General features: G+C 64.4%; 22 protein-coding genes. 7 read left to right on the plus strand and 15 right to left on the minus strand.

Going from position 1 to position 26,054, the window contains the following annotated elements:
- Window positions 1–26 precede the first annotated feature (26 nt).
- From Q0082_RS17830 to Q0082_RS17855, 6 genes are all read right to left on the minus strand, one after another.
- Complete coding sequence (locus tag Q0082_RS17830) at window positions 27–3,089, minus strand: TonB-dependent receptor (protein WP_298194956.1); 3,063 nt, start codon at window positions 3,087–3,089, stop codon at window positions 27–29.
- Window positions 3,090–3,323: 234 nt separating this feature from the next.
- Complete coding sequence (locus Q0082_RS17835; RefSeq protein WP_298194957.1) at window positions 3,324–4,547, minus strand: type III PLP-dependent enzyme; 1,224 nt, start codon at window positions 4,545–4,547, stop codon at window positions 3,324–3,326.
- A gap of 183 nt (window positions 4,548–4,730) precedes the next feature.
- Window positions 4,731–5,957, minus strand: a complete 1,227-nt coding sequence (locus tag Q0082_RS17840) for a serine hydrolase (protein WP_298194958.1) — start codon at window positions 5,955–5,957, stop codon at window positions 4,731–4,733.
- A 41-nt stretch (window positions 5,958–5,998) separates the two neighbouring features.
- On the minus strand, window positions 5,999–7,195 hold the full coding sequence (locus Q0082_RS17845) for a carboxynorspermidine decarboxylase (protein WP_298194959.1): 1,197 nt from the start codon (window positions 7,193–7,195) through the stop codon (window positions 5,999–6,001).
- A 13-nt stretch (window positions 7,196–7,208) separates the two neighbouring features.
- Window positions 7,209–7,586, minus strand: a complete 378-nt coding sequence (locus tag Q0082_RS17850) for a DMT family protein (RefSeq protein WP_298194960.1) — start codon at window positions 7,584–7,586, stop codon at window positions 7,209–7,211.
- Complete coding sequence (locus tag Q0082_RS17855) at window positions 7,564–8,769, minus strand: saccharopine dehydrogenase family protein (protein WP_298194961.1); 1,206 nt, start codon at window positions 8,767–8,769, stop codon at window positions 7,564–7,566. Before Q0082_RS17855 ends, Q0082_RS17850 begins: the two co-directional genes overlap by 23 nt.
- A gap of 73 nt (window positions 8,770–8,842) precedes the next feature.
- On the opposite strand from Q0082_RS17855, the gene Q0082_RS17860 reads away from it, so the two are divergent.
- Complete coding sequence (locus Q0082_RS17860) at window positions 8,843–9,841, plus strand: threonine/serine dehydratase (RefSeq protein WP_298194962.1); 999 nt, start codon at window positions 8,843–8,845, stop codon at window positions 9,839–9,841.
- Window positions 9,842–9,909: 68 nt separating this feature from the next.
- Window positions 9,910–10,350: an MAPEG family protein gene (locus Q0082_RS17865; RefSeq protein WP_298194963.1), complete on the plus strand. Its 441-nt coding sequence runs from the start codon at window positions 9,910–9,912 to the stop codon at window positions 10,348–10,350.
- Here Q0082_RS17865 and Q0082_RS17870 read toward each other — a convergent pair.
- The 6 genes from Q0082_RS17870 to Q0082_RS17895 all read right to left on the minus strand — a co-directional run bounded on the left by Q0082_RS17870 (window position 10,340) and on the right by Q0082_RS17895 (window position 18,117).
- The gene (locus Q0082_RS17870; protein WP_298194964.1) at window positions 10,340–11,545 is read right to left on the minus strand and encodes a class I SAM-dependent RNA methyltransferase; all 1,206 of its coding nucleotides are present in this window, start codon (window positions 11,543–11,545) and stop codon (window positions 10,340–10,342) included. The genes Q0082_RS17865 and Q0082_RS17870 overlap by 11 nt on opposite strands.
- Window positions 11,542–12,939, minus strand: coding sequence for an NAD(P)H-hydrate dehydratase (locus tag Q0082_RS17875; RefSeq protein ID WP_298194965.1), 1,398 nt, complete (start codon window positions 12,937–12,939; stop codon window positions 11,542–11,544). Before Q0082_RS17875 ends, Q0082_RS17870 begins: the two co-directional genes overlap by 4 nt.
- The gene (gene ilvD / locus Q0082_RS17880) at window positions 12,929–14,797 is read right to left on the minus strand and encodes a dihydroxy-acid dehydratase (RefSeq protein WP_298194966.1); all 1,869 of its coding nucleotides are present in this window, start codon (window positions 14,795–14,797) and stop codon (window positions 12,929–12,931) included. Before ilvD ends, Q0082_RS17875 begins: the two co-directional genes overlap by 11 nt.
- 115 nt (window positions 14,798–14,912) lie before the next feature.
- Complete coding sequence (locus Q0082_RS17885) at window positions 14,913–15,641, minus strand: N-formylglutamate amidohydrolase (protein WP_298194967.1); 729 nt, start codon at window positions 15,639–15,641, stop codon at window positions 14,913–14,915.
- Entirely contained in the window at window positions 15,638–16,471 is an 834-nt protein-coding gene (locus Q0082_RS17890; protein WP_298194968.1) for a 4-(cytidine 5'-diphospho)-2-C-methyl-D-erythritol kinase, read from the minus strand. The genes Q0082_RS17885 and Q0082_RS17890 overlap by 4 nt, the downstream gene beginning before the upstream one ends.
- The gene (locus Q0082_RS17895) at window positions 16,471–18,117 is read right to left on the minus strand and encodes an electron transfer flavoprotein-ubiquinone oxidoreductase (protein WP_298194969.1); all 1,647 of its coding nucleotides are present in this window, start codon (window positions 18,115–18,117) and stop codon (window positions 16,471–16,473) included. The genes Q0082_RS17890 and Q0082_RS17895 overlap by 1 nt, the downstream gene beginning before the upstream one ends.
- 267 nt (window positions 18,118–18,384) lie before the next feature.
- Between Q0082_RS17895 and Q0082_RS17900 the strand changes: the two genes are divergently transcribed.
- The 5 genes from Q0082_RS17900 (at window position 18,385) to Q0082_RS17920 (ending at window position 24,992) form a co-directional block, all read left to right on the plus strand.
- Window positions 18,385–19,014, plus strand: coding sequence for a hypothetical protein (locus tag Q0082_RS17900; protein ID WP_298194970.1), 630 nt, complete (start codon window positions 18,385–18,387; stop codon window positions 19,012–19,014).
- Window positions 19,015–19,112: 98 nt separating this feature from the next.
- Window positions 19,113–20,852: a lytic transglycosylase domain-containing protein gene (locus Q0082_RS17905; protein WP_298194971.1), complete on the plus strand. Its 1,740-nt coding sequence runs from the start codon at window positions 19,113–19,115 to the stop codon at window positions 20,850–20,852.
- The gene (gene moaB, locus Q0082_RS17910) at window positions 20,842–21,369 is read left to right on the plus strand and encodes a molybdenum cofactor biosynthesis protein B (protein WP_298194972.1); all 528 of its coding nucleotides are present in this window, start codon (window positions 20,842–20,844) and stop codon (window positions 21,367–21,369) included. Before Q0082_RS17905 ends, moaB begins: the two co-directional genes overlap by 11 nt.
- Window positions 21,370–21,472: 103 nt before the next feature.
- Window positions 21,473–23,815, plus strand: a complete 2,343-nt coding sequence (locus tag Q0082_RS17915; protein WP_298194973.1) for a hypothetical protein — start codon at window positions 21,473–21,475, stop codon at window positions 23,813–23,815.
- A 94-nt stretch (window positions 23,816–23,909) separates the two neighbouring features.
- Window positions 23,910–24,992 (plus strand): PA0069 family radical SAM protein, encoded by a 1,083-nt coding sequence (locus Q0082_RS17920; RefSeq protein WP_298194974.1) that lies wholly within the window; start codon window positions 23,910–23,912, stop codon window positions 24,990–24,992.
- Here Q0082_RS17920 and Q0082_RS17925 read toward each other — a convergent pair.
- From Q0082_RS17925 to Q0082_RS17935, 3 genes are read right to left on the minus strand one after another with little or no spacing between them, the layout of a single operon-like run.
- On the minus strand, window positions 24,989–25,300 hold the full coding sequence (locus Q0082_RS17925; RefSeq protein ID WP_298194975.1) for a hypothetical protein: 312 nt from the start codon (window positions 25,298–25,300) through the stop codon (window positions 24,989–24,991). The two genes, Q0082_RS17920 and Q0082_RS17925, sit on opposite strands and share 4 nt — an antisense overlap.
- A 4-nt stretch (window positions 25,301–25,304) precedes the next feature.
- Window positions 25,305–25,628: a YbjQ family protein gene (locus Q0082_RS17930; RefSeq protein ID WP_298194976.1), complete on the minus strand. Its 324-nt coding sequence runs from the start codon at window positions 25,626–25,628 to the stop codon at window positions 25,305–25,307.
- The gene (locus Q0082_RS17935) at window positions 25,628–26,053 is read right to left on the minus strand and encodes a DUF1330 domain-containing protein (RefSeq protein ID WP_298194977.1); all 426 of its coding nucleotides are present in this window, start codon (window positions 26,051–26,053) and stop codon (window positions 25,628–25,630) included. Before Q0082_RS17935 ends, Q0082_RS17930 begins: the two co-directional genes overlap by 1 nt.
- Between the last annotated feature and the right edge of the window lies 1 nt (window position 26,054).

Raw genomic sequence — 26,054 nt, forward strand, 5'->3', positions numbered from 1 at the left:
AGGGAACGCCGCCTTTTTCATGGCCGTCAGAAGTGGACGCCGGCGCCCACCAGGAACGACCGCCCGATCAGGCCATCGTTGTAAAGGTTCTGCGAGCCATTGCCCGAAGCCGGATAGGGAATGCCCCGGTTCGTCACGTTGTTGACGTTGATCCGGAAATCGAAGTTCTCCTTCACCCGGAACACGACGCCGGTGTTCCAGGTGATATAGCTGCCGATCCCCATCACATCGCGGGTACCCGGCGCTTCTGACGGGTCGAACACGGCCGGACCGATATAGAGCACCTGGTTGAACCACGTGATCGGTCCGCTTTCGAGCGTGGCGCTGACATTGGCCCGGTCCACGTTGTTGCCGATCCCGCCGCGGTTCTGCGAAGGGCCGACCTCGGCGCTGATCACCGTGTAGGCCTTGATGATGTGCTGGTAGGTGGCATCGATCGAAAGCCGGCCGAGCTTGCCGAGCTGGGTGCGGTAGCCGAGCGTCGCTTCGACCGCGCGGAAGGTGCGGCCGCCCTGGTTGATGTAGGGCTCGTCGAGCGTCAGCACCTGGCCGAAGTTCTCACCCGGGGTGGTGTCGCGCTTGATCAGGCCGCAGTAGTAGTTGTTGGGATAGTTGGCGGCATCGTAACAACCCTGAAGCACGTCCTGCGCCGAAGACGACACGATCGTATCAGCAAGATCGACGCTGACATAATCGGCTGCGAGCGAGAACCCACGCAGGAAGCGCGGCTCGACGACAGCACCGATGGTCCACGACTTGGCGGTTTCGTTGCGCAGGCCGCGGTTGCCGATGACGTTGATCGGCACAGTGACCGAGTTGATCAGCGAGCTGAAATCAGCTGGCAGGCCGGCGGCCGCGCAGTTCTTCTGCCGCACGGCCGGGTTCGGGCCGCTGGTCAGGTTCTGCTGGTCGCAGGGATCGTAGCCACCGTCGAACGCTGGCTGGTTGGCGACGAACAGCTCGGTGACCGCAGGCGCCCGGATCGCACGGGTGTAGTTGCCGCGCACCGCGAAGCCTGGAATCACCGACCACCGCCCGCCTGCCGTCCAGGTGAAGGCACCGCCGTTGATCGAGTTGTGGACGTAGCGCCCGGCTGCATTCACCTCGAGTTCGTTCACCAGCGGGATATCCTGGCTCGGCCCCACCAGCGGAGCGCGGATTTCGCCGAAGACTTCGTTGGTGGTGTAGCTGCCCGAAAGCCCGAGGATCGGGATCGAACGGCCGAGCGCCTGCCGATAGAACGCGTCAGGATCAAACTTCGAATACTCGCGGCGGTTTTCGTAACCGAGCGAGACACCGAGCTTGCCGCCGGGGAGGTCGAACAGCGAGCCGGTCACAGTGGCCAGGAAATCGCGCTGTGTCGTGATCGCGCGGGTCTTGGCAATCGTGGTGACGTAGTCGCGTGCGGCCTGGCTCGGTGCGCCTTCGCCGAACAGGTTGAGCGGCGCGCAGGTCTGCGAGATCGTGCCGGCGTAGGCAGGCGTGTTGGGCGGCGCGGTGGGATCGGCCGGATCGGGATTGAACGGCAGGCAGACAATATTGCCGCTCGCGTCGCGCCCGACATTCAGCGCGCGGCGCAAGTTGGGCTCGACCAATGTCGGGGTCGACGACACGCTGGTGGTGCGGCCGTAGTTGCCCGAGACTTCCCAGGTAAACTTATTCCCGAACGCGTTGAAATCGCCCGTCAGGCCGCCGACCACACGGAAGAGATCCTGCTTGAGGCTGGCAACGCCGCTGACCAGATCGGTATTGGCGCGACCCAGATAGAACACGTCGTTGTCGGTTGCCGGCCGGCCGTTATCGATCAGGTTCTGGCGGATGATCTCGCGCGCCTGCGAGGTCAGAAACGGGTTGTTCAACTTGATGATGAAGTTGCCGTTGACGTCGAAGGCACCTGGCGCCGCCGAGCGGAAGAACGCGGTGTTGTAAACCGGCTGGCCGGCAAGGTTCGTCGCGGTGTTGCGCGAGTACCAGCCTTCCGCAAAGGCACGGATCCCGTCGGTCAGTTCATAGTTGAACAGACCCGTCGCATTGAACCGGTCACTGCGGACCCGAAGGTTGGTGATGTTCGCGAAGTTGAGCGAATCGCCGCCGAGGAAGGTTGTGGGATCGGTCGTCGGCGTACCGGTGTTGAACGGCACGAGATTGCCATCGCGGCCGAAGCGCAGGTAATTCCCCGCTGCATCGACGACACTGCGCGACGGGCCGATCGTTCCGCGATCGATGAAGTAGGGATTTCCGCCCGGCACACCGAGGAAAGTGCGCTGATCGCGGATGAGGACTTGCTGATACGGCGAATCCGGGTCGAGCGGCGAAATGAAGCCATACTGCTGGCGGATCACGTCGCGCTGATTGCCCAGCAGGCCGTCGTCGTGGGCATATTCGACGTTGAGGGTGATATTGCCGCGCCCGTCGGCGAAGTTCTTACCGAACAGCCCGCGGACGCGCTGGTTGGCAAGGTCGCCCTGCTGGCTGATACCGGCCTGCGCATCGAGGTCGATGCCTTCGAAATTGCGCTTCAGCACGATGTTGACCGTGCCGGCGATGGCATCGGCGCCATAGATCGGCGCGCCGCCGATCGAAACGACGTCGACGCGCTGGATCAGCTTGGTCGGGATCGTGTTGAGATCGACCTGCGAACCACCACCGGCCTGCGAGAAGATCGAGGCCGGATTGGCACCGACGAAACGGCGACCGTTCACGAGGGTCAGCGTGCGCTGCGAACCGAGATCGTAGAGGTTGACGAAGGCCTGGCCGACACCGAAGCCATTGCCCTGATCGCCAATCGCCGAACTGTCGGCAATGCCGAAGCCGGGGAGTTGGTTGATGGCATCGCTTACGCTCGTGTAACCGCGGTTCTCGATCAGACGTTCGTCGATCACGGCGGTCGGCTGGGCGTTGTCCGTGGACGGGCGGCGGATGCGCGAACCGGTAACGACGATATCGTCGGCACCTGCGGCCGCCGGCGCATCAGCGGCCGGCGCCGGAGTGGCCTGCACGTCCTGCGCATGGGCAACTGAGCCGCCGAATGCAGCACCGCAGAGGATCGCGGCAACGCAGGTTGAACCGAGCAAGCGTCTGGCAAACATGGTGAGGACTCCGATCGTAAGAAATTGTTGCCGGAACTTACGCGAAACCGCCCATTCTTGTTCCTGCCAAAGTGGGCAAGGTGCCAAAATCGTTAAGTTATGTCGTTTTTTGGCAACAGGTTAGCATTCAAGTCCTAACTTTCATCCGCGAGGTCTCAGGGCAAAAGGAAAGGCCCCGCAATTCCTTGCGAGGCCTTTCTCGTGCGACCCGGACTTCACGCCGGTGCTTTTATCTCAGCGCAGCGAGACCACGTTGTCCGAAACGCGCGGATCGCGGCGGTCACCACGGTACTGGCTGGCCATCGGCTCGTCCGCGACCTCGTAGACTTCGGTCGCGCCAAAACCGTTGAACGCGGTCTTCATCGCCGCGCCATAGGCCCCGAGCATGCCGATTTCTATGAAATCGCCCGCCTTGATGTCCGCCGGAAGTGCGAACGGCCCTTCCATGTGGTCCATGTCGTCGCAGGTCGGGCCCCAGAAGCTGAAGTCCGCCTGCTCGGTCTCACCGTCCTCGTTCGCCGCGCTTTCGCGCAGCAACCGGACGGGGAAGCGCCAGCCCACATGCGCGGCATCGAACAGCGCACCATAGGCGCCGTCATTGATGAAAAGCTCGGTTCCGCGGCGACGTTCGACGCGCACGATCATCGAGTTGTATTCGGCGCAGAGCGCACGGCCCGGCTCGCACCACAGTTCGGCCGAGTAGGACACCGGCAGCGATTCATAGGTGCGGTCGATCACGCCGAAGTAATCCTCCAGCGGGGGCGGTTCCATGCCCGGATAGATCGACGGGAAGCCGCCGCCGACATCAATGATGTCGACCGTGACCGACGCATCGACGATCGCCGCGCGGACGCGCTCAAGCGCCTGAACATAGGCGTGCGGGCTCATCGACTGACTGCCGACATGGAAGCAGACGCCGAGCGAATCGGCGACCTGGCGCGTCGCCTGCAAAAGTTCCGCCGCGCCTGTGAGATCGCAGCCGAACTTCGATGCAAGGCTGAGCTCGGACCCCTCCGACGAGACGCGAAGACGCACACAAAGCGTCAGGTCCTCGGGCAGCACGCCGCCGTTGGCCTCGGTCGTGGCAATGCGAACCTTTTCCAGTTCCTCGAGCGAATCGAGACTGAACACGCGCACGCCGTGATCGCGGTAGCCTTCCACGATCGCGCTGGGCGTCTTGACCGGGTGCATGAAGCAAAGCGTGGCATCGGGCACTGCCGCGCGCGCCATGCGCACTTCAGCGATCGAGGCCACGTCATAATGCGTGATCCCGGCATCCCACAACACGCGGAGGAGCTCCGGCGACGGGTTGGCTTTCACCGCATAGAGCGAGCGCCCCGGAAACTTCTCGACGAAGAAACGGGCCGCGCGCGCCGCAGCGTGCGGACGATTGAGAATGGCGGGTTGGTCAGGCGCGAAGGCGCCCGCTACAGCCAATGCGTCAGGATGGATGTGCAACTCAAGGGACCCCCAAACGGAAAATTGAGACAAAGCTGCCTTGCGGTTTGGAAGTCCCCATGGGGCAGCGAAGGGGTAAATAGCCCCCCGGCCCTGAACATCAAGTGAAAAAATGGGCACCTCACGTTGATGTCACAAACATGAAACAATTTTCACCAGAGCCGCGCTTGGGCGCAGAAATCCTTACAACATCAAGGCTTGCGCCAATGCGCGCCATGCGGGGAGCGAGTGCGGATCGTTCGCGCCGTTGGCAGCCGTAGGATGCGAGGCGAATCGCGCGACAACCATTTCGGCCACGGGATCGATCCACAGCGTCTGTCCATGAATACCGCGCGCACTGAAGCAGCCGTGATTGTCATGGGCATGCCACCACTGGCTGCCATAGCTCCACCCTGAGAGCAGTGGATAGCCTTCCTTATGGAAGCGCTCTGGATCGCCGCCCTCCCGAATGCGCTCGACATCTGCCGAAGGGATCACACCGAGACCGCCGAGGCGCAGCGCTTCGCCGAACCGGGCGAGGTCCTCCAGGCGCAGGTTGAGCCCGCCGCCCGCGAAAGGCGCGCCGGCCTCGTCGACGATGAGGTCCGCATCGCCGAGCATGCCGAGCGGCTGCCACAGGCACTCGGACAGGACTTCGGTGAACGGTTTTCCGGTAACGCGCGTGATGATCCAGGCGAGCACATCGGTGTTGGGGGTCCGATAAACGAACCCTTCGCCATGCGAGCCTTTGCCGCGGACGGTGGTGAGATAGTCCCACAGATTGTGCGGCCCGGTGTAGCTCGCGGGGCGCGGAGTGAGGCCGAGCGCGGCGCTGTAAGCCCCGATGCCAGAGTTCGGATTGCCGTATTCCTCGGAGAAATCGAGCGCTGTGGTCATGTGGAGGACCTGACCGATCGTCGCGCTGCCGAAGCCGCTCGCAGCAAGCTCTGGGATCACACTGTCCACCCGTGCGGCAAGGTCGATGCGCCCTTCCCCGACCAGCATCTGCACCAGTGTGCCGACGAAGCTCTTGGTGACAGAGAAGGCGATGTGGCGGGTCTCGGGGTCGGTGACGCCGAACCAGCGTTCAAACACCATTTGGCCCTTATGGAGCACGAGGATTCCATCGGTGAAGGCGGCAAGCAACGACTCGTCAAACGTGGTTTCGGTATCGGCACCGAGCGGCGTGAAGCGCACCGCGCCCAGATCGTCACGCAGCGCGCGGGGAAACGGCGTACCCTCTCCGCTCGCAGCGACACGCGCAGTCGGGCAAAAGCTGCGCATGTTGGAATAGGACCAGCGGATCATCGGAAAGCGCATGTGGTCCGCGCGGGCAGCGAGGATGCGCTTTTCCGGCGGCGGGGGTGCGCCGACCATCCAGCCCATGCGCACCGGGTCGCTCGTCACGCCATCAAGCACTTCGCCCGCCATCCTCGTACTCCGCCTTCTGTTATCGTGGCGTAGACGATGCCTCAGGAAAGGCGGGTGCGGAAGTCCTCCCACGAAAAACGCTTCACGCATTCGAGCGCATCGGTCTCGCTGTCCCACAGCCAGATCGAGGGGAGCGGCACGCCGTTGAACGTCGTGGTCTTGACCATCGAGTAATGCGCCTGATCAAGAAAAGCGAAGCGTGCGCCCGGCTCAACAAGGCCGGGCTTGCGGTAATCGCCGATGACGTCACCGGCGAGGCAGGAGGGGCCGCCGAGGCGGACAGGAGCATCCCCTTCCCCGTCCTCATACTCATCGATCGGCAATTCGCCGAGCATAGCTGGCCGATAGGGCGCCTCGATCACATCGGGCATGTGGCAGGTCGCCGAAATGTCCGTGATGCCAAGCTGCATCCCGTTCCAGTGCGTATCGAGCACGGTGCCGACGAGAATGCCGGCGTCAAGCGCGACGGCTTCGCCCGGTTCAAGATAGATCTCGCAGCCGGTTTCGGCCTTAACCCCTTGAAGGAATGCGATAAGCTCGTCGCGCTGATAATCGGCGCGAGTGATGTGGTGGCCGCCGCCGAAGTTGAGCCAGGTGAGCTGGCCGAAGTACGGTTCAAGTCGGGGCTTCAACGCAGCCCAGGTGCGCTGCAGCGGCTCGAAGTCCTGCTCGCACAGCGTGTGGAAGTGGAGGCCGGAGACGCCTTCAAGATGCTCGGGGCGCAGCTGGTCGACCGGGAAGCCGAGGCGCGAATGCGGCGCACAGGGATCATAGCGCGGAACTTCACCTTCGGCGTGCAAAGGATTGATCCGCAAACCGATATCGAAGGGTTCACCCGCCGCGCGCGCAGCAGCGATCTCACCGGCAAAACGTGCGTGCTGACCGGGCGAATTGAAGATCACGTGGTCCGAATGCTGGAGGATTTCGGGCAGGTCCTCCGCCTTGTAGGCCGCACAGTAGGTCGCGATCTCGCCCGCGAAGTAATCGGCGGCGAGGCGGGCTTCCCACAGACCGGAGGTGCAGACGCCGTCGAGGTATTCGCCGATCAGCGGCGCAACCCGCCACATCGAAAACGCCTTGAGCGCAGCAAGGACCTTGATCCCTGCCCGATCACGCACATCCGCAAGGATGCTCAGGTTTTGCCTGAGGCGCGCGGCATCGACCACGAAAGCAGGGCTATCCACGCGGCTGAGGTCGAAATGGGCAAAAGCGCCCGGATCGCCGGCTCTGGTTTCCATCGGTCCTGTTCCTTCACCCGAGCGGCGAGCGAAATACGAGCGCCGCGCCGGCTACTATCAACACGAAGCCTGCAGCCTGCGACCAATTGGGCCGCACACCGAACAGGACATAGGCAACACCAATGAAGGTGACGAGGGTGATCGCCTCCTGCATCGTCTTCAACTGCGCCAGCGAATAGCGCTCCGCGCCGATCCGGTTGGCTGGAACTGCTAGCATGTATTCGAACAGCGCCAGCGCCCAACTCGATAGAACCGCGATCCACAGCGCCCGGTGCGGCGCCTTGAGGTGCGCGTACCAGGCAATGTTCATCACGATGTTGGAGCCAACCAGCAGCAGCGGCGGCAGCCAAAACGATGTGGGCAGCAAATTAGAACTCCAGCGGCCCTTCAAGCTCCTTCACCTGCCAGGGCAGGCCGTGCTTGTTCAGCATGTCCATGTAGGGATCGGGATCGAACTGTTCGATGTTGAACACGCCCGCACCGCCCCAGGTGCCGGTGACAAGCATCGCCGCGCCGATCATGGCAGGGACGCCGGTGGTGTAGCTGATCGCCTGATTGCCAGTTTCGGCATAGGCCTCTTCGTGATCGCAGATGTTGTAGATGTAGAAGGTCTTCTGCACACCGTCCTTGAGGCCGGTTGCGATATCGCCGATGTTGGTCTTGCCCTTGGTCAGCGCACCGAGGCTGGCTGGCTCGGGCAGCACGGCCTTGAGGAACTGAAGGGGGACAATCTCCTTGCCCTCGTACATAACCGGATCGATCCGCGTCATGCCGACGTTCTGAAGCACGGTGAGGTGCGTAATATAGGCATCGCCGAAGGTCATCCAGAAGCGGATGCGCTCGATCTCGGGCAGGTGATGCGCGAGGCTTTCGAGCTCCTCATGGTACATGAGGTACATGTTCTTGGGGCCGACGCCTTCGAAGTCGAAGGTCTGGCGGATGGTGAGCGCTGGCGTTTCGACCCATTCGCCCTTCTCCCAGCGCCGCGCAGGGGCGGTCACTTCTCGGATGTTGATTTCCGGGTTGAAGTTGGTGGCGAAGGGCTGGCCGTGATCGCCGCCATTGCAATCGAGGATGTCGAGCGTGCGGATCGTATCGAGCTTGTGCTTCTTGAGCCAAGTCGCAAAGACGCTGGTCACGCCCGGATCGAAGCCCGAGCCGAGCAGCGCGGTAAGGCCGGCGGCCTTGAAGCGCTCCTGATAGGCCCACTGCCACTTGTATTCGAACTTGGCCTCGTCGATCGGCTCGTAGTTCGCGGTGTCCATATAGTTGACCCCGGCGGCGAGGCAGGCCTCCATGATGTTGAGGTCCTGATAGGGCAGCGCAAGATTGACGACGAGCGCGGGGCGCAGCTCGTTCAGCAGCGCGGTCGTCGCGGCAACATCATCGGCATCGAGCTGATAGGTCGCGACATTGCGGCCCGTGCGCTCCTTCACCGAGGCAGCAATGGCGTCGCACTTTGCAAGCGTGCGGCTGGCAAGCGCGACCTCAGAGAAGATGTCGGGGTTCATCGCCATCTTGTGAACGGCAACCGAGCCGACGCCGCCTGCGCCGATAACGAGGACTTTGGCCATCAGGACACTCCAAAACCAGTCTGCGCGCGCTCCCGCGCTGGCGCATCGAAAGCAGCGCCTTTAGGGTATGGGCATGACAAACCCAAGTCCCGAAATCACCCCTGCCCCCGAGGCCCGTCTACCAACCCGCGAGGGCGTGCTCCGCGCTGCCGACAAGATCGCCGCGCTGGTGCCGCGAACCCCGCTGCTGCCGCTGGAATTGCCGGACGGCGCAACGGTCTGGTGCAAGGCGGAATGCCTGCAGCCGGTGGGCGCGTTCAAGATCCGCGGCGCGTGGCACCGTCTGACCGATCTGAGCGAGGACGAGCGTACACGCGGCGTAGTAGCGGTCTCGAGCGGCAACCATGCGCAAGGCGTCGCCTGGGCCGCACGGCGGCTGGGCATTGCCGCCACCATCGTGATGCCGTCCGACGCGCCAGCGGTGAAGCTGAACGAGACGCGGCGGCTTGGCGCCGAAGTGGTGCCTTATGAGCGGATGACCCAGTCGCGCGACGCCATAGCGGCAGAGATCTGCGCCGAGCGCGGGTCAGTCCTCGTCCATGCCTATGGCGATCCTTGGGTGATCGAGGGACAGGGCAGCGCCGGGATCGAACTGGCCAGCCAGATGGAATGCTTCGCGGGCGGCGGGCCAACGCGGATCGTGACGCCCTGCGCTGGCGGCGGCCTTGCTTCAGGCCTGGCGCTTGCCTGCCCGGAGGCGGAGGTCGTACCGGTTGAACCGGAGGGTTGGGACGATGTTCGGCGCAGCCTGGCAGGCGGCGCGATTGTGACCGTCGGCGCCAATCCGCCAACAACGGCATGTGATGCGCTGCAGGCGCTGACAACGTTCCCGATCAACTTTGCCGTCATGACGTCACACGGCATGCAAGGGCAGGCCGTGAGCGAGGCCGAGGTGCGCGCGGCGCAGGCCTATGCCTTTGCCAAGCTGCGTCTGGTGGTCGAGCCGGGCGGTGCGGCAGCGCTGGCAGCCGTTCTGGCGGGCAAGGTGCCGGCGGACGGGCGCACGGCAGTCATCCTATCGGGCGGGAACGTTGATCCAGCGGCCTTTGCGCGGGTGATCGCGGACAATTGATCGGTTGCATTTGACAATCGAATTGTCGCTGTTCACCTTGATCTTAACAATAATCGGGGGTGTTAGCGATGACGGGAATGGAAATCCTGAAGCCGGTGGTAGCGCTGGCGGCGTGGACGATGATGATGTGGGTGTGGATGTATGCCACCCGCATTCCTGCGATAACGGCGCTGCCCAAGTCGGATGATCCGAATGCCGATATAGGCTGGACTGGCGCCAAACTGGAAGCATTGCTTGCGCCGAACATCCAGTGGAAAGCCCATAATTACAACCACCTGCATGAAGCTCCTACGGTTTTCTATGCTGTGGCGCTGGTCCTCGCGCTGATCGGTCAGGGCGACGGTGTGAATCTGATGATCGCGTGGGCCTATGTTGCCCTGCGCGTGGTGCACTCGATCTTCCAGTCAACCGTGAACAAGGTCGCGCCGCGCTTTGCCCTCTTTACGCTTTCCAGCGTCGCGCTGATGGCCCTGATCCTGCACGCCGCGATGGCGGTATTCACGGCCTGACGAACAGGCTCGCCAGTTCGACGTGGGTGGACCAGCGGAACTGGCCCACCGGCACGAGCCCGGCGAGCCGGTAGCCGCCTTCGATCAACGTCACGGCATCTTTGGCCCAGCTTGCTGGATTGCAGCTGACATAGACGATCCGCGGGACGACCGAGGTGGCGAGTTGCAGGACCTGTTCGCGCGCGCCGGCGCGGGGTGGATCGAGCAGGACTGCGGCAAAGCGATCAAGCTCGGCCTTTTGCAGCGGATTGCGGAACAGGTCGCGGTGGAGCGCGTGGACCGGCCTGCCGTGCATCCGGGCAGCGGATTGGCAGGCCATATGCGCATCACGCGCAGCCTCGACCGCAAGGACCTTGGTCCCCGGCCCTGCCAATGCAAAGGCAAACGTTCCGAGACCGGAGAAGAGATCGGCAACCGTGGCGGCGCCTTCTAGCCAGCCTTGCGCCGCGGCGACGAGGGCGTTCTCGCCATCGCGTGTCGCTTGCAGAAACGCCCCCGGCGGCAGGCCAACCGGCACACCGCCAAGCGTTACCGTAACCGGATCGGGTTCCCACACCGCTTCCGGCCCATCACCCTGGTTTAGCGTCAGCCGGGCAATGCCGTTGTCGCGCGCGAAATCGAGTAGAGCCTCGGTCTGGGCCAGGCCTTCCATCCTGATTCCGGCCATATCGACAGTCGGTCCCTGGTCGGCCAGTGTCAGAGCGACATCGGCGGCGAGGCTACGTTCGCTGCGCGCCTCGAGCAGGCGCCGCAGAGGCCCGACAAGCGCGGCCAGTTCGGGCGCAAGGACCGGGCATTCCCTAAGATCCACGATCTTGTGCGAGCCAGCCTCGCGAAAGCCGATGACGACCCGCTTGCCGATGGCCTGGGCGTGCAGCGTGGCACGGCGGCGCGTGGCGGGTGGTGAAAGGTGTGCCGGCGCGACCTCGCCCGGATCAAGCCCCTGCCCTCGTGCAGCGCCTTCGACCCGGCCGCCGACATAGGCTGCCAGCGCGGCTTCCGAGAGATGCTGGAGCTGGCAGCCGCCGCAAGCCGGAAAGTGGCGGCATGACGGCGCGGCATGGTCCGGCCCGTGGGTCAGCCTGCCGTCTGCCTCCAGAACGTCACCCGGCGCAGCGAGCGCAACGTAACGTCCATCGACGGTCTGGCCTTCGCCTTTGGCGGCAACGCGGATGATAAGGCCGGGGTTCGTCATGAGAGCGCGGCGCTTAGGGCATAACCCGTAGCAGCCGCAAGGTCTCCGGCGGTAAATGCAGGTCCGCAGTGCCGCGCGGCCTCGCCATGGATCCAGAGGCCTTCCTGCGCGGCAAGGAACGCGTCGCCATGGACGGCAAGGCGGCTGGCGATGATCCCGGCAAGCACGTCGCCGCTGCCGGCAACAGATAGCCAGGCCGAAGGGCGTGGCGAAACCGTTACCGCACCGCCGGGGCTGGCGATCAGACTGTCGGCACCCTTGAGGAGGACAATGGCCTGCGCAGCTTGCGCCAGAGCCGCCGCACGGGCGCGGCGGGTGCCCTTGCCGGGCAGGCCGAAGGCGGTTTCCAGCGCTGCCATTTCGCCCTCATGCGGCGTCAGGACGCGCGGGGCGGTGCCTGGGCTGTCCGGACGCAACAGCACGAGCGCATCGGCGTCAATCACGACCGGGCGATCCGCGGCCAGCGCGGCGGTGAGGCGCGCAGCAGCCTCGGCGTCCCGGCCCAGCCCGGGGCCAACGAGGATTGCCGCAAGCCTCGGATCGCCAAGAGCGCCAAGTCCTGTGACGTCACAGACCAGCGATGGCGGGACGCCCTCAGGCCGCGTGGGGGCCAGCAGCTTCACATAGCCCGCACCGGAGCGCTGCGCGGCTTCGGCGCAAAGCAAGGCCGCGCCGGGCATGGCCCCGGCGACCACGGCCAGCAGGCCCCGTCGATATTTGTGAGCATCAGCCGCGGGCGGCGTGATAGATGGCTTGCCGAGCACTCTCGCCGCGCCCGGCACCGCTGCCACGCCGATATCGACAAGCCGCAGCGCGCCCATCAGCGGCGCAGCGGGCATCGCAAAATGCGCGTGCTTCCACGCACCCAGTGCAACGGTGACGTCAAACGCTGGAAGGCCGGGATTGAGCACTGCGCCGCTATCGGCCTCGATCCCGCTGGGAAGATCTGCAGCGATGCGCAAGGAATGGCTTTCGGCAAGGCCTGTCAGCAGCGCGAACAGGTCGTCCGGCAAGGGCCGTGAAAGGCCGCTGCCGAACAGGCAATCCAGCAGCACATCCCCGCGCGGCAAGAAGCCCGGGCCGTGTACTTCGCCCTTGTAGAGCGAACATGCCGTCATGGCCTCGGGTGTAGTCGGCGCGCGCGCGGCGATCACGTTCACGGAGACACCGTGCTCCATCAGGTGCCGCGCCGCAACGTAACCGTCCCCGCCATTATTGCCGGGACCGCAGAGCACGGTGACCGATCGCCCGCACCCAAGCCGCCGCGCCCATTCGCCGAGCGCGCGGCCGGCCACTTCCATCAGGGCCTGCGCAGGGGTGCCGCCGTCGATGAGCGCCGCTTCGGCACCGCGCATCGCGGCAACATCGAGGACTTGGGCTAAGTCAGCCGGCATCCTGCGTGCCGCTTGTGCGGACAATGCCGGAAAGATCGCGAACACCGCCGCGCGCAGCACTGGTCGTCATCAGCGCATAAGCCTGCAGCGCAAGGCTGACCTTGCGTGGGCGCGGCTTCACCGGCTGCCATCCGCGTGCCTCGGCGGCCTTGCGGCGCTCGGCGAGCGTGGCGTCATCGACCATGAGATTGATCGAGCGGGCAGGAATGTCGATTTCGATGCGATCGCCGGTCTCGACGAGGCCGATCGTGCCGCCCTCTGCCGCCTCGGGTGAGCAGTGACCAATCGAGAGGCCCGAAGTACCGCCCGAGAAGCGTCCGTCGGTGACCAGCGCACAGGCCGCGCCGAGGCCCTTCGATTTGAGGTAGCTGGTTGGATAGAGCATTTCCTGCATGCCCGGCCCGCCGCGCGGACCTTCGTAGCGGATGAGGACAACGTCGCCCGCCTCGACTTGCCCGGTGAGGATTGCGGTGACGGCAGCGTCCTGGCTTTCATAGACCTTGGCCGGGCCACTGAACTTCAGAATCTTCTCGTCAACCCCGGCGGTCTTTACGATGCAGCCGTCTCTGGCGAGATTGCCGAACAGCACAGCAAGCCCGCCGTCCTGGCTGAAGGCGTGTTCGGCCGAGCGGATCACGCCGGTCTCGCGGTCGAGATCGAGCTCCTTCCAGCGGCGCGACTGGCTGAAGGCGATTTGCGTGGGCACGCCGCCGGGCGCCGCCTTGAAGAATTCGTGGACTTCAGGGTCGTTGCTGCGCGAGATATCCCACTTGGCAATGGCCTCGCCCATGGTCGCACTGTGCACGGTGGGCAGATCGGTGTGGAGGAGGCCGGCACGCTCAAGCTGGCCGAGAATTGCCATGATTCCGCCGGCACGGTGGACATCTTCCATGTGGACGTCGGACTTGGCGGGCGCGACCTTGGAAAGGCAGGGTACGCGGCGCGACAGGCGGTCGATATCCGCCATTGTAAAATCGACACCCGCTTCATGGGCGGCGGCGAGAAGATGCAGCACGGTATTGGTCGAGCCGCCCATCGCGATATCGAGGCTCATCGCGTTCTCGAAGGCGCGGAAGCTGGCAATCTGGCGCGGAAGGACGCTCTCGTCGTTCTCCTCGTAATAGCGGTGGCACAGCGCGACGGCGCGGCGGCCGGCCTCGCGGAACAAGCGCTCGCGGTCGGCGTGAGTGGCGAGTACCGAGCCGTTGCCAGGGAGCGAGAGGCCCAGCGCTTCGGTGAGACAGTTCATCGAGTTCGCGGTGAACATGCCCGAGCACGAGCCGCAGGTCGGGCATGCGGAACGCTCGATCGTCTCGACTTCCTCGTCGGTGTACTTCTCGTCCGCAGCCGCAACCATCGCATCAACGAGGTCGAGCGCGACTTCCTTGCCCTTCAGCAGCACCTTGCCCGCTTCCATCGGCCCGCCCGAGACGAACACCGCAGGGATGTTGATGCGCATCGCGGCCATGAGCATGCCCGGCGTGATCTTGTCGCAATTCGAGATGCAGACCATCGCATCGGCGCAGTGCGCGTTGACCATGTATTCCACGCTGTCGGCGATGAGATCGCGGCTGGGGAGCGAATAGAGCATCCCGTCGTGGCCCATGGCGATGCCGTCGTCGACCGCGATCGTATTGAATTCCTTGGCGACACCACCTGCCGCCTCGATCTCGCGCGCCACGAGTTGGCCGAGGTCCTTGAGATGGACGTGGCCGGGCACAAACTGGGTGAAGCTGTTGACGACGGCGATGATCGGCTTGCCGAAATCGCTGTCCTTCATGCCCGTTGCGCGCCACAGGCCGCGCGCGCCCGCCATGTTGCGACCATGGGTGGTGGTTCTGGAACGATAGACCGGCATTGGCATTCTCTCTTGCAAAGTCTGGCGCTCGCCCAAGCGGCGATAATGCTGCGCACCTAGCGCAAGTGCGCTTTCGGGTCGAAAGTAATCTCCGCAACCATCCCACCCACGGCCCTCAGGCGCTGAACGCGATGGCCACCTGGTTAGCAATGCGGGACAGGCGTTCGGCCCAGAGCGCATGGTTCTCCGGATCCGCGATCTGGTCCTGTCGCACTTCAACGCCGAAGTACGGCCGGCCTTCTGCCTCGGCATGCCGGTTCATCGTCGCGTTGAGCAGGCGGCCGGAATAGGGTTCCTGATCGCCGACGACGAGGCCCTCGGCCTCGAGCAGCGGGATCGCGAGGCGCGCGGCGCGATCATCCTCGTTGTAGAGCACGCCGACCTGCCACGGGCGCTGCTGCGATGGATCGCTGGTGAGTTGCGGCGTGAAGCTGTGGAGCGAGAGGATCAGCGCTGGCGGCGCTGCATCGAGCAACCGCGCGAGGGCTTCGTGGTAGGGCCGGTAGAAGCGCGCGAGGCGGGCTTCGTGGCCGGCGTGGTCCAGCGCATTGCCGGGAATGGCACGGCCGTCGCTGGCGATCGGGCAGACCGTGGGGCCGTGCTCGTCGCGGTTGAAATCGCAGACAAGGCGGCTGACACCGCCAAGGAACGCAGCGATGCCGGGGCGCTGCGCCATCTGGGCGGCGACACCGGCGACGCCGATATCGACGGCGATGTGCTGTTCCAGCAATGCAGGATCGATCCCGAGGTCGATATCTTCGGGTACACGATTGGAGGCATGATCGGATACGACGAGAATGCCGCCGAAGCGCGGGGTGCCGAGGATCTGGGAGGCTTCGCTCATCTGAGATTTCCCGCAAGGCGCCACCATGCGGGCGGCAAAGCGTCGGCGGCAGCATCGCGGGCCTCGCCAGTGTCGTACAGCGCAAAGCAGGTCGCACCGGAACCAGACATGCGGGCAAGCCAAGCACCGCTGGCCTGCAAAGCGGCGATGACGTCAGCAATCTGAGGAACAAGCTGGATGGCACTTGGCTCAAGATCGTTGCGGCCCTCGCGCGCAATGGTGCGCAAATCGCCTGACGGCATGGGGCCTCTATCAATCCCATCCCAGCCCTTGAACACCGGGCCAGTGGCAAGCGGGATGCGCGGATTGACGAGAAGGACAGCTGTTCCGGCGAGATCGTTGACGACAGGTTCCAGTTCGGTTCCTGTCCCCCGTCCGATACAGGCCTCGCTGAGGACGCAGGCGGGAACATCGGCACCGAGCTTGGCGGCGCGTTCATGCCAATCATCCGGCAGACCATGCGCGCGCTCGACCATGCGGAACACCGCGCCAGCATCCGCCGAACCGCCGCCAAGGCCTGCCGCAACGGGGAGTCGCTTCTCGAGCGTCACCGCCCAGTCCTTGCCATGAGGCAATGAATTCAAAGCTTTGGCGACGATATTTCCAAAGGGATCGGAAAGTCCGGTTGCGAATTCACCCATGACATGGAGGCAGTCCGCGTCCGCCGGTTCCGCAGCCATCTCGTCACCCGCATCGATGAAGGCGAACAGCGTCTCAAGCTCATGATAGCCATCCTCGCGCTGCCGCCGGATGTGCAGCGCAAGGTTGATCTTGGCGTAGGCGGTTTCGCGCATCGTGGCCGCCCGCCCGGTCAGGGCGGGCTGATCCATCACATGTTCGGGTAGTTCGGGCCGCCGCCGCCTTCGGGCGTCACCCATTCGATGTTCTGCGTCGTGTCCTTGATATCGCAGGTCTTGCAGTGGACGCAGTTCTGGGCGTTGATCTGGAGGCGCGGGTTGCCGTCTTCGCCGGTCAGGAACTCATAGACGCCTGCCGGGCAGAAACGCGCTTCGGGACCGGCATAGAGCGGCAGGTTGATCCGCGTCGGAACGGTCGGGTCCTTGAGCACGAGGTGGCACGGCTGGTCCTCCTCATGGTTGGTGTAGGAGAACGAAACCGAGGTCAGGCGGTCGAAGCTGATCACGCCATCGGGCTTGGGATATTCGATCGGCTTGAACAGATCGGCACGCATCGTGTGTTCGCTGTCCTTGTGGTGCTTCATCGCGCCGATCGGATTGATCTTGAGCACGCGCGCCCACATGTCCGCCCCTGCAAGTGCCGTACCGAGCGAGCCGCCGAACTTGGCGACCAGCGGCTGGGCGTTCTGGACGAGCTTGAGTTCCTTCGCGATCCAGCTTTCGCGCACGGCGCTGTCGTATTCGCCGAGTTCATCCTGCTCCCGACCGTTCGCCATGGCGGCGGCAATCGCTTCGGCGGCGAGCATCCCGCTCTTCATCGCGGTGTGGCTGCCCTTGATGCGCGGTACGTTGACGAAGCCCGCCGAGCAGCCGATCAGTGCGCCGCCGGGGAAGGCCAGGCGCGGCACAGACTGCCAGCCACCTTCGTTGATCGCTCGCGCGCCGTAAGAGACGCGGCGGCCACCCTCGAGGATTTCCCGGATGGCGGGATGCTGCTTCCAGCGCTGGAATTCCTCGTAAGGATAGACGTAGGGGTTCGCGTAATCGAGCGCGGTCACGAAACCGAGTGCGACTTGATTGTTCGCCTGGTGGTAGAGGAAGCCGCCACCCCAGGTGTTGCTTTCCGAAAGCGGCCAGCCCTGCGTATGAATGACACGGCCAGGCACGTGCTTTTCAGGATCGATGTCCCAAAGTTCCTTGATGCCGATGCCGTAGACCTGCGGCTGGCAGTCGCGCTCAAGGTCGTATTTGGCCTTCAACTGCTTTGTGAGGTGTCCGCGCGCACCCTCTGCAAACAGTGTGTATTTCGCAAGAAGCTCCATGCCAGGCTGATAGTCGGGCTTCTTGCTGCCATCCTTGGCGATGCCCATGTCGCCAGTCGCGACGCCCCGAACGGCGCCCTTGTCGTCGTAAAGGATTTCGGCAGCAGGGAAGCCCGGAAAAATCTCGACGCCAAGCTCGGCCGCCTGTTCGGCGAGCCAGCGACAGAGGTTGCCGAGGCTTCCCGTGTAGTTGCCATGGTTCGACAGGAACGGCGGCATCATGAGGTGCGGGAGCGCGGTCTTGCCGCTGCGGGTCAGCACCCAGTGCCAGTTGTCGGTGACCGGGGTCTCGGCCATTGGGCACCCCTGATCTCGCCATTCGGGCAGGAGTTCGTCGAGCGCCTTGGGATCGACGACCGCGCCCGAGAGGATGTGCGCGCCGATTTCCGAGCCTTTTTCGAGGATACAGACCGATATCTCGGAATTGACCTGCTTGAGGCGGATCGCTGCAGCCAAGCCCGCTGGCCCGCCGCCGACAATCACGACGTCATACGGCATCGATTCCCGTTCGCTCATTCTCTCTCGCTCCGACCCCGGTTCGGGCACGTCATGCCCCATATTCCACGTGCTTGCCTTGAAAGCTGCGGCAAGCAAGGTCAAGACCGCTTGGTAATGGGACCGCTAGACACAAATGACAGGTCGCTGGGCCACTCTCTGGGTGGAGCGCTCGAAGCCGCACTTGGCTGGTGGGCTGAGGCGGGAGTCGACATAGCCTTTGTCGACGCACCGCAGGACTGGCTTGCCGCCGGGCCCCCCGCCCCCGCTGGCAAGGCGGCGCCCGCATTGCCGCCCGTCGAACCGAAGCCACTGCGCGTCACCGTGCAGCCGACCGCCATTCCAGCAATTGCTGAAGATCGCAGTGCATGGCCCGAAAAATTGGATGATTTCTCACCCTGGTGGCTCTCCGAGCCATCACTCGCACCGCGCGGGGCGAAGCGCCTGCTACCCCATGGTCCGCAAAGTGCGCCGTTGATGGTTCTGGTGCCGATGCCGGGCGAGGACGATGGCGAGGTCCTGCTCTCGGGGCGCACAGGCAAGCTCCTTGATGCCATGCTGTGTGCGATGGGGCTTGATCCGGCAACGGTCTACCGTGCGTCCGCCTTGCCGGCGCGAATCGCCCTGCCCGATTGGGCCGGCCTCGGCACTGCCGGGCTCGGCGCGGTGCTCAAACGACATGTTTCGCTCGTCCGGCCCCAGCGGATGCTGGTGTTCGGGCGAAGCGACATCTCGGCGCTATTGGGGCACGACTTGGCGCATAATGCTCACCATTTACGCACACTTAACCATGAGAATGGCAGTGTTCCTGCAGGTTTCGAGTACGACCTCGAAACCCTGCTGACAAAACCGGGCTGGAAAGCAGGGGTCTGGCAGCGCTGGTTGGATGGGGCGGCCGCAACGGTTGGCTCCGAATGACCAAAACGACTGACAGGCAGAAACGGGATGAGAACCAAAGTGGGATGTACGTGCGGGGCCAATCGTTCGTGAAAATCAGCCGCGCCGCTCTGCTTGGTATGGCCGCTGTGCTTGGCCTCGGCACTGCCGCGCCAGCGGCTGCCAATAGCGCCGCTGCCGAGTATTTCCGCTCCCGTGCCGATCGCACTGCGGTGCCTTCGCTGCTCAGCCAGGAAGACCGCACCTATTACAAGCAGATGTTCGGCGCGATCGAGCGCGAGGACTGGACCACGGTGCAGACCTTGCTTGCCCAACGCGCCGATGGGCCGCTCCACGCGGTTGCCCGCGCGCAGTATTTTCTTGCGGCCAGTTCCCCCCGAGCCGAACTTGCACCGCTGACGCAGGTGATCGCGGCCGCGCCCGAACTGCCGTGGGCCGAACAGCTTGGCCGTCTGGCGCTGAAGCGCGGCGCGACCGAACTGCCTGCCCTCCCCAGCGCGCAGCCGATGGTTTCACTGCCTGGCCTGCCCAAGCGCATCAAGCCGCGCCCGGTGGCCGACGGCACGATGCCCGACAGCGTGGCGCTGGCGATTCAGGACCGCATCAAGAACGACGATCCGCTGGGCGCGCGTGTGCTCCTCGATGGGATCGAGGCAAGCCTTTCAGCCGAAGCGCGCGCCGAATGGCACCAGCGCGTGGGCTGGGCCTTTTACATCGAGAATGACGACGCCAACGCGCGCAACGTATCGCTCGGCGCGCTGCAAGGCGCGAATGGCCCGTGGGTCGCCGAAGCGCTATGGACGGCCGGGCTTGCCGCCTGGCGCCTGGGCGATTGCCAGAACGCAGCGGCAAGCTTCGAGCAGGCTGCCAGCGCCGCGCAGAACGATGAGTTGAATGCAGCCGCCAGCTACTGGGCCGGCCGTGCCTGGATGCGCTGCCGTGCGCCGGAAAAGGTTGCAGGCGCGCTCCGCAGCGCGGCCCGCCTGCGCGACACGCTCTATGGCATGATCGCGAGCGAAGCGCTCGGGCTCAAGGAAACCAGCGTCGTCTCGGCGCCCGACTTCACCTCTGACGACTGGCAGCAGCTTCGGCAGGTGAGCAACGTCCGCCTGGCGGTGGAACTGGCCGAGATCGGCGAGGACGGCCTTGCCGACGAACTTCTGCGCCATCAGGCACGGATCGGCGATCCCTCGCTCTATGCCCCCCTCTCGCGGCTTGCGCGCGATCTCGGCCTGCCTGCGACGCAGCTGTGGATGGCCTACAATGCGCCTTCAGGTGCCCGGCCCGATGCCGCCGCACGCTTCCCGGCGCCGCGCTGGGTGCCGGCAACCGGCTGGAAGGTCGATCCGGCGCTGCTGTTTGCCCATTCGCTGCAGGAATCAAACTTCCGCACCGCAGTCGTCAGCCCGGCGGGCGCTCGTGGACTGATGCAGGTCCTCCCCGGCACCGCGCGCGGCCTGACGCGCAACGAGCCGGCGATGGCGGGCCGCGAGAAGCAGCTCGATCTGCCGGACGTCAACATGGCGTTCGGTCAGGGCTATCTCGTCCAACTCAAGGATTCGGGCGCGACCGGCGGCCTGCTGCCGAAGGTGATCGCCGCCTATAACGCCGGACCCATGCCGATCGCGCGCTGGAACAGCGAGATCCGCGACAACGGCGATCCGCTGCTTTGGATGGAATCGATCCCCTATTGGGAAACGCGCGGCTACGTTTCGATCGTCATGCGGAATTACTGGATGTACGAGCGCCAGGCTGGCGGCCCGTCGGAAAGCCGTATCGGCCTTGCGCAGGGCATGTGGCCGAAGTTCCCGGGCCTGACCGGCGCGGAAAGCGTGAGGATGGCATCCCGTGGCAATTGATACCGCGCGCACCTTCAAGCCGATCAACATCGCGCTACTCACCGTTTCGGACACGCGCGGACCGGAAGATGATACCTCGGGCGATATTCTGGCAGAACGAGTCAAGGGCGCGGGTCATCATCTCGCCGCCCGCGCGATCGAGAAGGACGATGCGGGGCGCATCGCCAGTCGGCTCAACAACTGGATCGACGACCGCAACGTCGATGCCGTGGTGATCACCGGCGGCACCGGCCTCACCGGTCGCGACGTGACGCCCGAAGCGCTCGACCGGGTCAAGACGCGCGACATTCCGGGCTTTGGCGAGCTGTTCCGCTTGATCAGCTTCAAAACCATCGGTACCAGCACGATCCAGTCGCGCGCCTGCGCTGTGGTGGCGCGGGGCACCTACATTTTTGCCCTGCCCGGCTCGAACGGCGCGGTGAAAGACGGCTGGGATGGTATCCTTGCCGAACAGCTCGACAGCCGCAACCGCCCCTGCAATTTCGTGGAACTGATGCCCCGCCTGCTCGAGAAGTAGCTTTTCGCCCCGCAGCGCCACCGTACATTCACCGTTCATGTGCAGACGGGATGTTCCTTGGCTGCGACCGGCTGATTCCGGTGCATTCCATTCGGGGGGACCGATGCAGCGGACGACGCAGCGCCTTGTGCGCCTTTTTATCATCATTATCAGCCTTGGCCTGACGAGCGCGCCGGCATTGGCACAAGTTGCACCAGATCCCACCGGCCGCGGCCCCTATGTTGTGGCCACCGCCGAATACAAGCTGCCCGCCCGGCGCGACGTGCTGGTGGCGCCGTTCACGGTGACCGAACTCTGGGCACGGATCTGGCGCCCGGCCGATGCAGCGGGCACACGCCCGATCATCGTCATGCTCCATGGCAATCATTCTACCTGCGGGCGGATCGACCCGGCGGTGCCCGGGCGGATTGACGACGATTCGACCTATACCGATACCGGCCGCTGCCCGGAGGGCTACATCGTTGTGCCCAACCACGAAGGGTATGCCTACCTCGCCGAACGGCTCGCCTCGTGGGGCTATTTCGTCGTCTCGATCAACGCCAATCGCGGCGTCAACGCGGCTTGGGGCGATGACGAGGACTTCGGCCTGAACCTCAGGCGCGGGCGGCTCATCCTGCGCCATCTGGTCCAGCTCGACCGCTGGAACACCTCGAACAGCAGCGAAAAGATCCTCGGCTTCAACTTGCGCGGCAAGCTCGATTTCAGCCAGATCGGGCTGTTCGGCCATTCGCGCGGCGGCGAAGGGATACGCGCAGCGCTAAACCAGTACCGCGACCTCGGCAGCATCTGGCCGAGCCAGTTCCGCAACAAGCCCCGGTTCCGCGCCTTGTTCGAGCTCGCACCGGTTGATGGGCAGACGAACCGCGTGCTCGATGCCGAAGGCGTCGCGTGGAATGTGCTGCTGCCGACCTGCGACGGCGATGTCTCAGACCTGCAGGGGCAGCGCGTATTCGACCGCATGATCACGGCCCGCACCGAAAAGGCGCCGGCGCCCAAGTCGATGTTTACGGTCGAGGGCACCAATCACAATTTCTACAACACCGAATGGCAGCAATCGGATTCTCAGGATTGCTACAGCACCGATCCCGATCAGCCAGTGGTGTTCGACCCCAATGCCGCCGGCTCCGAACCGCAGCGGGTGACCGCGCTCTATCCGGTGACCGCGTTCTTCCGCGCGCACTTGGGTGGCAGTCCGGCGGCCGTGTTCGGAAACCTGTTCAACCCCGCCTACCGCATGCCCGGCAAACTGGCACGGGTTACGCGTTTCCGCCGGACCTATACGGACAATGTCGCCCGGGCAGGGAGCATCGTGCTCGACGACTTCAACCGTCCGCTCGGCAGCGGCGAAACCGGCCGCGGCAACGAGAGCGGCGCGCTCAAGTACTTCGCGCAGAGCGCGATTCCCGAGCATGAGCCAACTGCGCAGTTCGGTGTCGTGGGCTGGGATACGACCGTGCTCAAGGGCGCTATGCCGTTCTATCAGGCCAATGCCACGGCGCCGGGCACAGGCCTGTCGATCGATGGATATGACACGCTCGAGTTCCGCATCGGACTCGCCTGCAAGAACTTCGCGGAAAACGGTGGCTTCGGATGCGAAGCGGACCCGGCGCTCAACCCCTCAGGCACCACTGATTTCAGCATTGCGATTGCCTCGCCGGACGGCTTTTTCAGCCAACCAGTGCGGCTCTCGCGCTATGCTCGTCCGCTCGCGCCCGTAGGCCTCGGCTACGGCCCGATCATCATCGGCACGAAGCGGGTGGCCGGCTCGATTCTGCCCGGTGACAGCAATCCGGTCGACTTTCCGCAAGGCAATGGCCACCCGGTGCTGGAGACGGTGCGCATTCCGCTCGCGGATTTCGGTCTGCCTCGCGGCAGCCGCGTGCGCGGAGCCCGGCTGACGTTCAACCGGGCGGCAATCGGTACGATCTATCTCGGCAATGTCCGCTTCACCCGGGCGTTTGCGGCAAACGATGATGGCGGCGGTCCGATCCCGGGTCCGTTCCTCGCTCCTGAAACTTCGGCTTCGCCGCCACAGCAACAGAGGACAGCCCCTGTCGCGCGCATGGCGGCGCCCAAACTGCTCAGCGGCGGGCAGGTCACGCGGATCCTGCGCGAACGGCGCGCCGTGGTCACCGCCAGCCAGGCGATCAGCAGCGCGAAGATGGCTGCCCCCCCCGTTTGGCCTTCGCCGCGCGAGGTGATCACCGTGGCAATCAATGTCCCGCAGCCCCTCGTGATCGGCGGCGCGCTGCTGACGCTGCGGATCGGCGACGAAAGATTCCGGCTTGGCCAGGCGGTTTCGGTGCCGACGCAGGGGATGAAGGCAGCCCGGTTCATCCTCACGCCAGCGGCGTTTGCTGCCCTCCAGCAAGGCGCGCCGATGGTGCTGGAGAACGGGAACCAGCGATTCGACCTCGGCACGCTCGACAAGACCATGCTGCGCTGAGACCATCGGTGCCACGCACGAGGCCTGTTGCCTCGTGCGTGGTGATCGCGCAATGGGGCTGGCATCCCATTTCTGTTCGCATTATGTTCCTATCATGCCAGCACCCGATTCCCGAGTTCACGGACGCGGCGCGCAATCGGCGCGGGTGCCGACGCGCTTCGGCCTCGCGTTGCGCGAGGCGGATGGCGACTGGCTTGATGAAGCGAACCTGATCGACGGACCCGGCCCCAAGCTGCGCACCACGGTGATTGAAGAGTTCCCGAAATCGGTGCTCTCATTCAACACCTCGCCCGATATTCCGTTTGATCGTTCGCTCAATCCCTATCGCGGCTGCGAACATGGCTGCGTCTATTGCTACGCGCGGCCCACGCACGCCTGGCACGACCTTTCACCCGGGCTCGACTTTGAAACAAAGCTGTTCGCCAAGCCCGGCGCTGCGGAAATCCTGCGCAAGACCTTTGCAGCGCGAGGCTATACGCCCAAGCCGCTGGCGTTGGGCACCAACACCGATCCCTATCAGCCGATCGAGGGGCGCTACCGCATCACCCGCGCCGTGCTGGAGCTCTGCCTCGAAACGGGCCATCCGGTCACGATCACCACCAAGTCGGCGCGGGTTCTGGATGATCTCTACCTGCTTGCCGAGCTTGCGCAGCGGGGGCTGACGGCAGTCTCGATCTCGGTCACGAGCCTCGATCCCCGCCTCTCCGGCCGGCTCGAACCGCGCGCTTCGGCACCGGCGAAGCGGCTTGCGGCGATCGAGGCGCTGGCCAAGGCTGGCATTCATGCCAATGTCTCGGTCTCGCCGATCATACCGGCCATCACCGACAGTTTTATTGAGCAGATCCTCGCCGAAGCCGGTGTGCGCGGTGCTCAATCGGCCAGTTGGATCATGCTACGCCTGCCGCACGAGGTGGCGCCGCTTTTTCGGGAATGGCTGGCGGTGCATTTCCCGGATCGCGCGTCGAAGGTCATGGCCATCGTGCAATCGGTGCGCGGCGGCAAGGACAACGACGCGCAGTTCTTCAGTCGGATGAAGCCGAGTGGGGTTTGGGCTGATCTCGTGCGCAGCCGCTTCCGGCTAGGGCTGAAGCGGGCTGGCATCCCGCAGAGCAAGCCGCTGCTGGATAGCAGCCAGTTCCGCCCGCCAAGCCGCGACGGGCAGTTAGCCCTGTTCTAACCCGGCAATTGTCCCGCTGGCACATAGCGGCGCTCGCCGGTGACCGGATCGTACCAGACCTCGAGGACTGTGCTTGTTTCGTGATCGATTTCACGCTCGCCAGTTCGCTGCCAACGGGCCCCTACAGAGGATTTCCGCCCGCGATAGCGCGCTTCGAACACAGTACCGATCACGATCAGCAAGGCTTGCAAACCGATGAAAAAGGGAACCGGACTGCCGCTGCCTCGGTCGAGGCCGAACACGACCACACTGCCGATTGCGAGCGCGGCGGCCAGGCCCAACGCGGCGATCCGGCCGTTGGATGTCACGGCTTCACCCTTGGGGCTTCAGCTTGACCGCCGTGCCATATGCAACGACCTCGTTCATCGTCTGGCCGATCGAGCCGGAATCGAAGCGCATCATGACAACCGCGTCGGCCCCCATCAGCGTGGCGTTCATCACCAGCCGATCGATAGCGTGGCGCCGCGTGTCTTCGACCAGCGCCGAGTATTCCTTGATCTCGCCGCCGACGATCGAACGCAGTCCGGCAACGATATTGCCCCCCAGCCCGCGGCTGCGCACCACCACGCCGAAAACCTGCCCAAGGCATTCGGTCACTTCACGGCCTGCGACATTCTCGGTGGTGGCGATGATCATCAGGCGAGGCTTTCCCTTGGGGCAAACCGCACGAGCCGCGATGTGGCGACGGCAGCATGCCGGTGGACGACCACCGGAGCATAGTCCGGATCCTTGACCATGCCCATGAAACTTGCGGCATCCGGATAGGCCATGACGAAGGTTTCGTCCCATTCCCATTCCGCGGGCCCGGTCACCATCGCCTCAAACGCCCCGGCCCAGACGATATGGCCGCCAGCTCGTTCCAGCACCGGCTGGATGGTTCGCATGTACTCGTGGTAAGCGTCTGCACCGGTCAGACCCTTATCCGCGAGGGGATGGCCTTCGGGATAAGCGGCTTTTTCGCGGAAGCGCACCAGATTGAGCATGTGGATGGGCGTATCGCGCGGCAGCGCCTTGAACCTGTCAAAGTTTTCCCGGCTTGGATCGATATAGGCTTCGGCCATC

It is taken from the genome of Novosphingobium sp. (genome assembly GCF_027489515.1).
Classification (GTDB): domain Bacteria; phylum Pseudomonadota; class Alphaproteobacteria; order Sphingomonadales; family Sphingomonadaceae; genus Novosphingobium.

What these genes read in the sequence shown, in the direction of transcription:
- Q0082_RS17830 (WP_298194956.1), bottom strand. Translation starts at nt 3,089, where the DNA reads ATGTTTGCCAGACGCTTGCTCGGTTCAACCTGCGTTGCCGCGATCCTC.
- Q0082_RS17840 (WP_298194958.1), bottom strand. Translation starts at nt 5,957, where the DNA reads ATGGCGGGCGAAGTGCTTGATGGCGTGACGAGCGACCCGGTGCGCATG.
- Q0082_RS17845 (WP_298194959.1), bottom strand. Translation starts at nt 7,195, where the DNA reads ATGGAAACCAGAGCCGGCGATCCGGGCGCTTTTGCCCATTTCGACCTC.
- Q0082_RS17855 (WP_298194961.1), bottom strand. Translation starts at nt 8,769, where the DNA reads ATGGCCAAAGTCCTCGTTATCGGCGCAGGCGGCGTCGGCTCGGTTGCC.
- Q0082_RS17860 (WP_298194962.1), top strand. Translation starts at nt 8,843, where the DNA reads ATGACAAACCCAAGTCCCGAAATCACCCCTGCCCCCGAGGCCCGTCTA.
- Q0082_RS17865 (WP_298194963.1), top strand. Translation starts at nt 9,910, where the DNA reads ATGACGGGAATGGAAATCCTGAAGCCGGTGGTAGCGCTGGCGGCGTGG.
- Q0082_RS17870 (WP_298194964.1), bottom strand. Translation starts at nt 11,545, where the DNA reads ATGACGAACCCCGGCCTTATCATCCGCGTTGCCGCCAAAGGCGAAGGC.
- Q0082_RS17875 (WP_298194965.1), bottom strand. Translation starts at nt 12,939, where the DNA reads ATGCCGGCTGACTTAGCCCAAGTCCTCGATGTTGCCGCGATGCGCGGT.
- ilvD (WP_298194966.1), bottom strand. Translation starts at nt 14,797, where the DNA reads ATGCCGGTCTATCGTTCCAGAACCACCACCCATGGTCGCAACATGGCG.
- Q0082_RS17885 (WP_298194967.1), bottom strand. Translation starts at nt 15,641, where the DNA reads ATGAGCGAAGCCTCCCAGATCCTCGGCACCCCGCGCTTCGGCGGCATT.
- Q0082_RS17890 (WP_298194968.1), bottom strand. Translation starts at nt 16,471, where the DNA reads ATGGATCAGCCCGCCCTGACCGGGCGGGCGGCCACGATGCGCGAAACC.
- Q0082_RS17895 (WP_298194969.1), bottom strand. Translation starts at nt 18,117, where the DNA reads ATGAGCGAACGGGAATCGATGCCGTATGACGTCGTGATTGTCGGCGGC.
- Q0082_RS17905 (WP_298194971.1), top strand. Translation starts at nt 19,113, where the DNA reads ATGGCCGCTGTGCTTGGCCTCGGCACTGCCGCGCCAGCGGCTGCCAAT.
- Q0082_RS17915 (WP_298194973.1), top strand. Translation starts at nt 21,473, where the DNA reads ATGCAGCGGACGACGCAGCGCCTTGTGCGCCTTTTTATCATCATTATC.
- Q0082_RS17920 (WP_298194974.1), top strand. Translation starts at nt 23,910, where the DNA reads ATGCCAGCACCCGATTCCCGAGTTCACGGACGCGGCGCGCAATCGGCG.
- Q0082_RS17930 (WP_298194976.1), bottom strand. Translation starts at nt 25,628, where the DNA reads ATGATCATCGCCACCACCGAGAATGTCGCAGGCCGTGAAGTGACCGAA.
- Q0082_RS17935 (WP_298194977.1), bottom strand. Translation starts at nt 26,053, where the DNA reads ATGGCCGAAGCCTATATCGATCCAAGCCGGGAAAACTTTGACAGGTTC.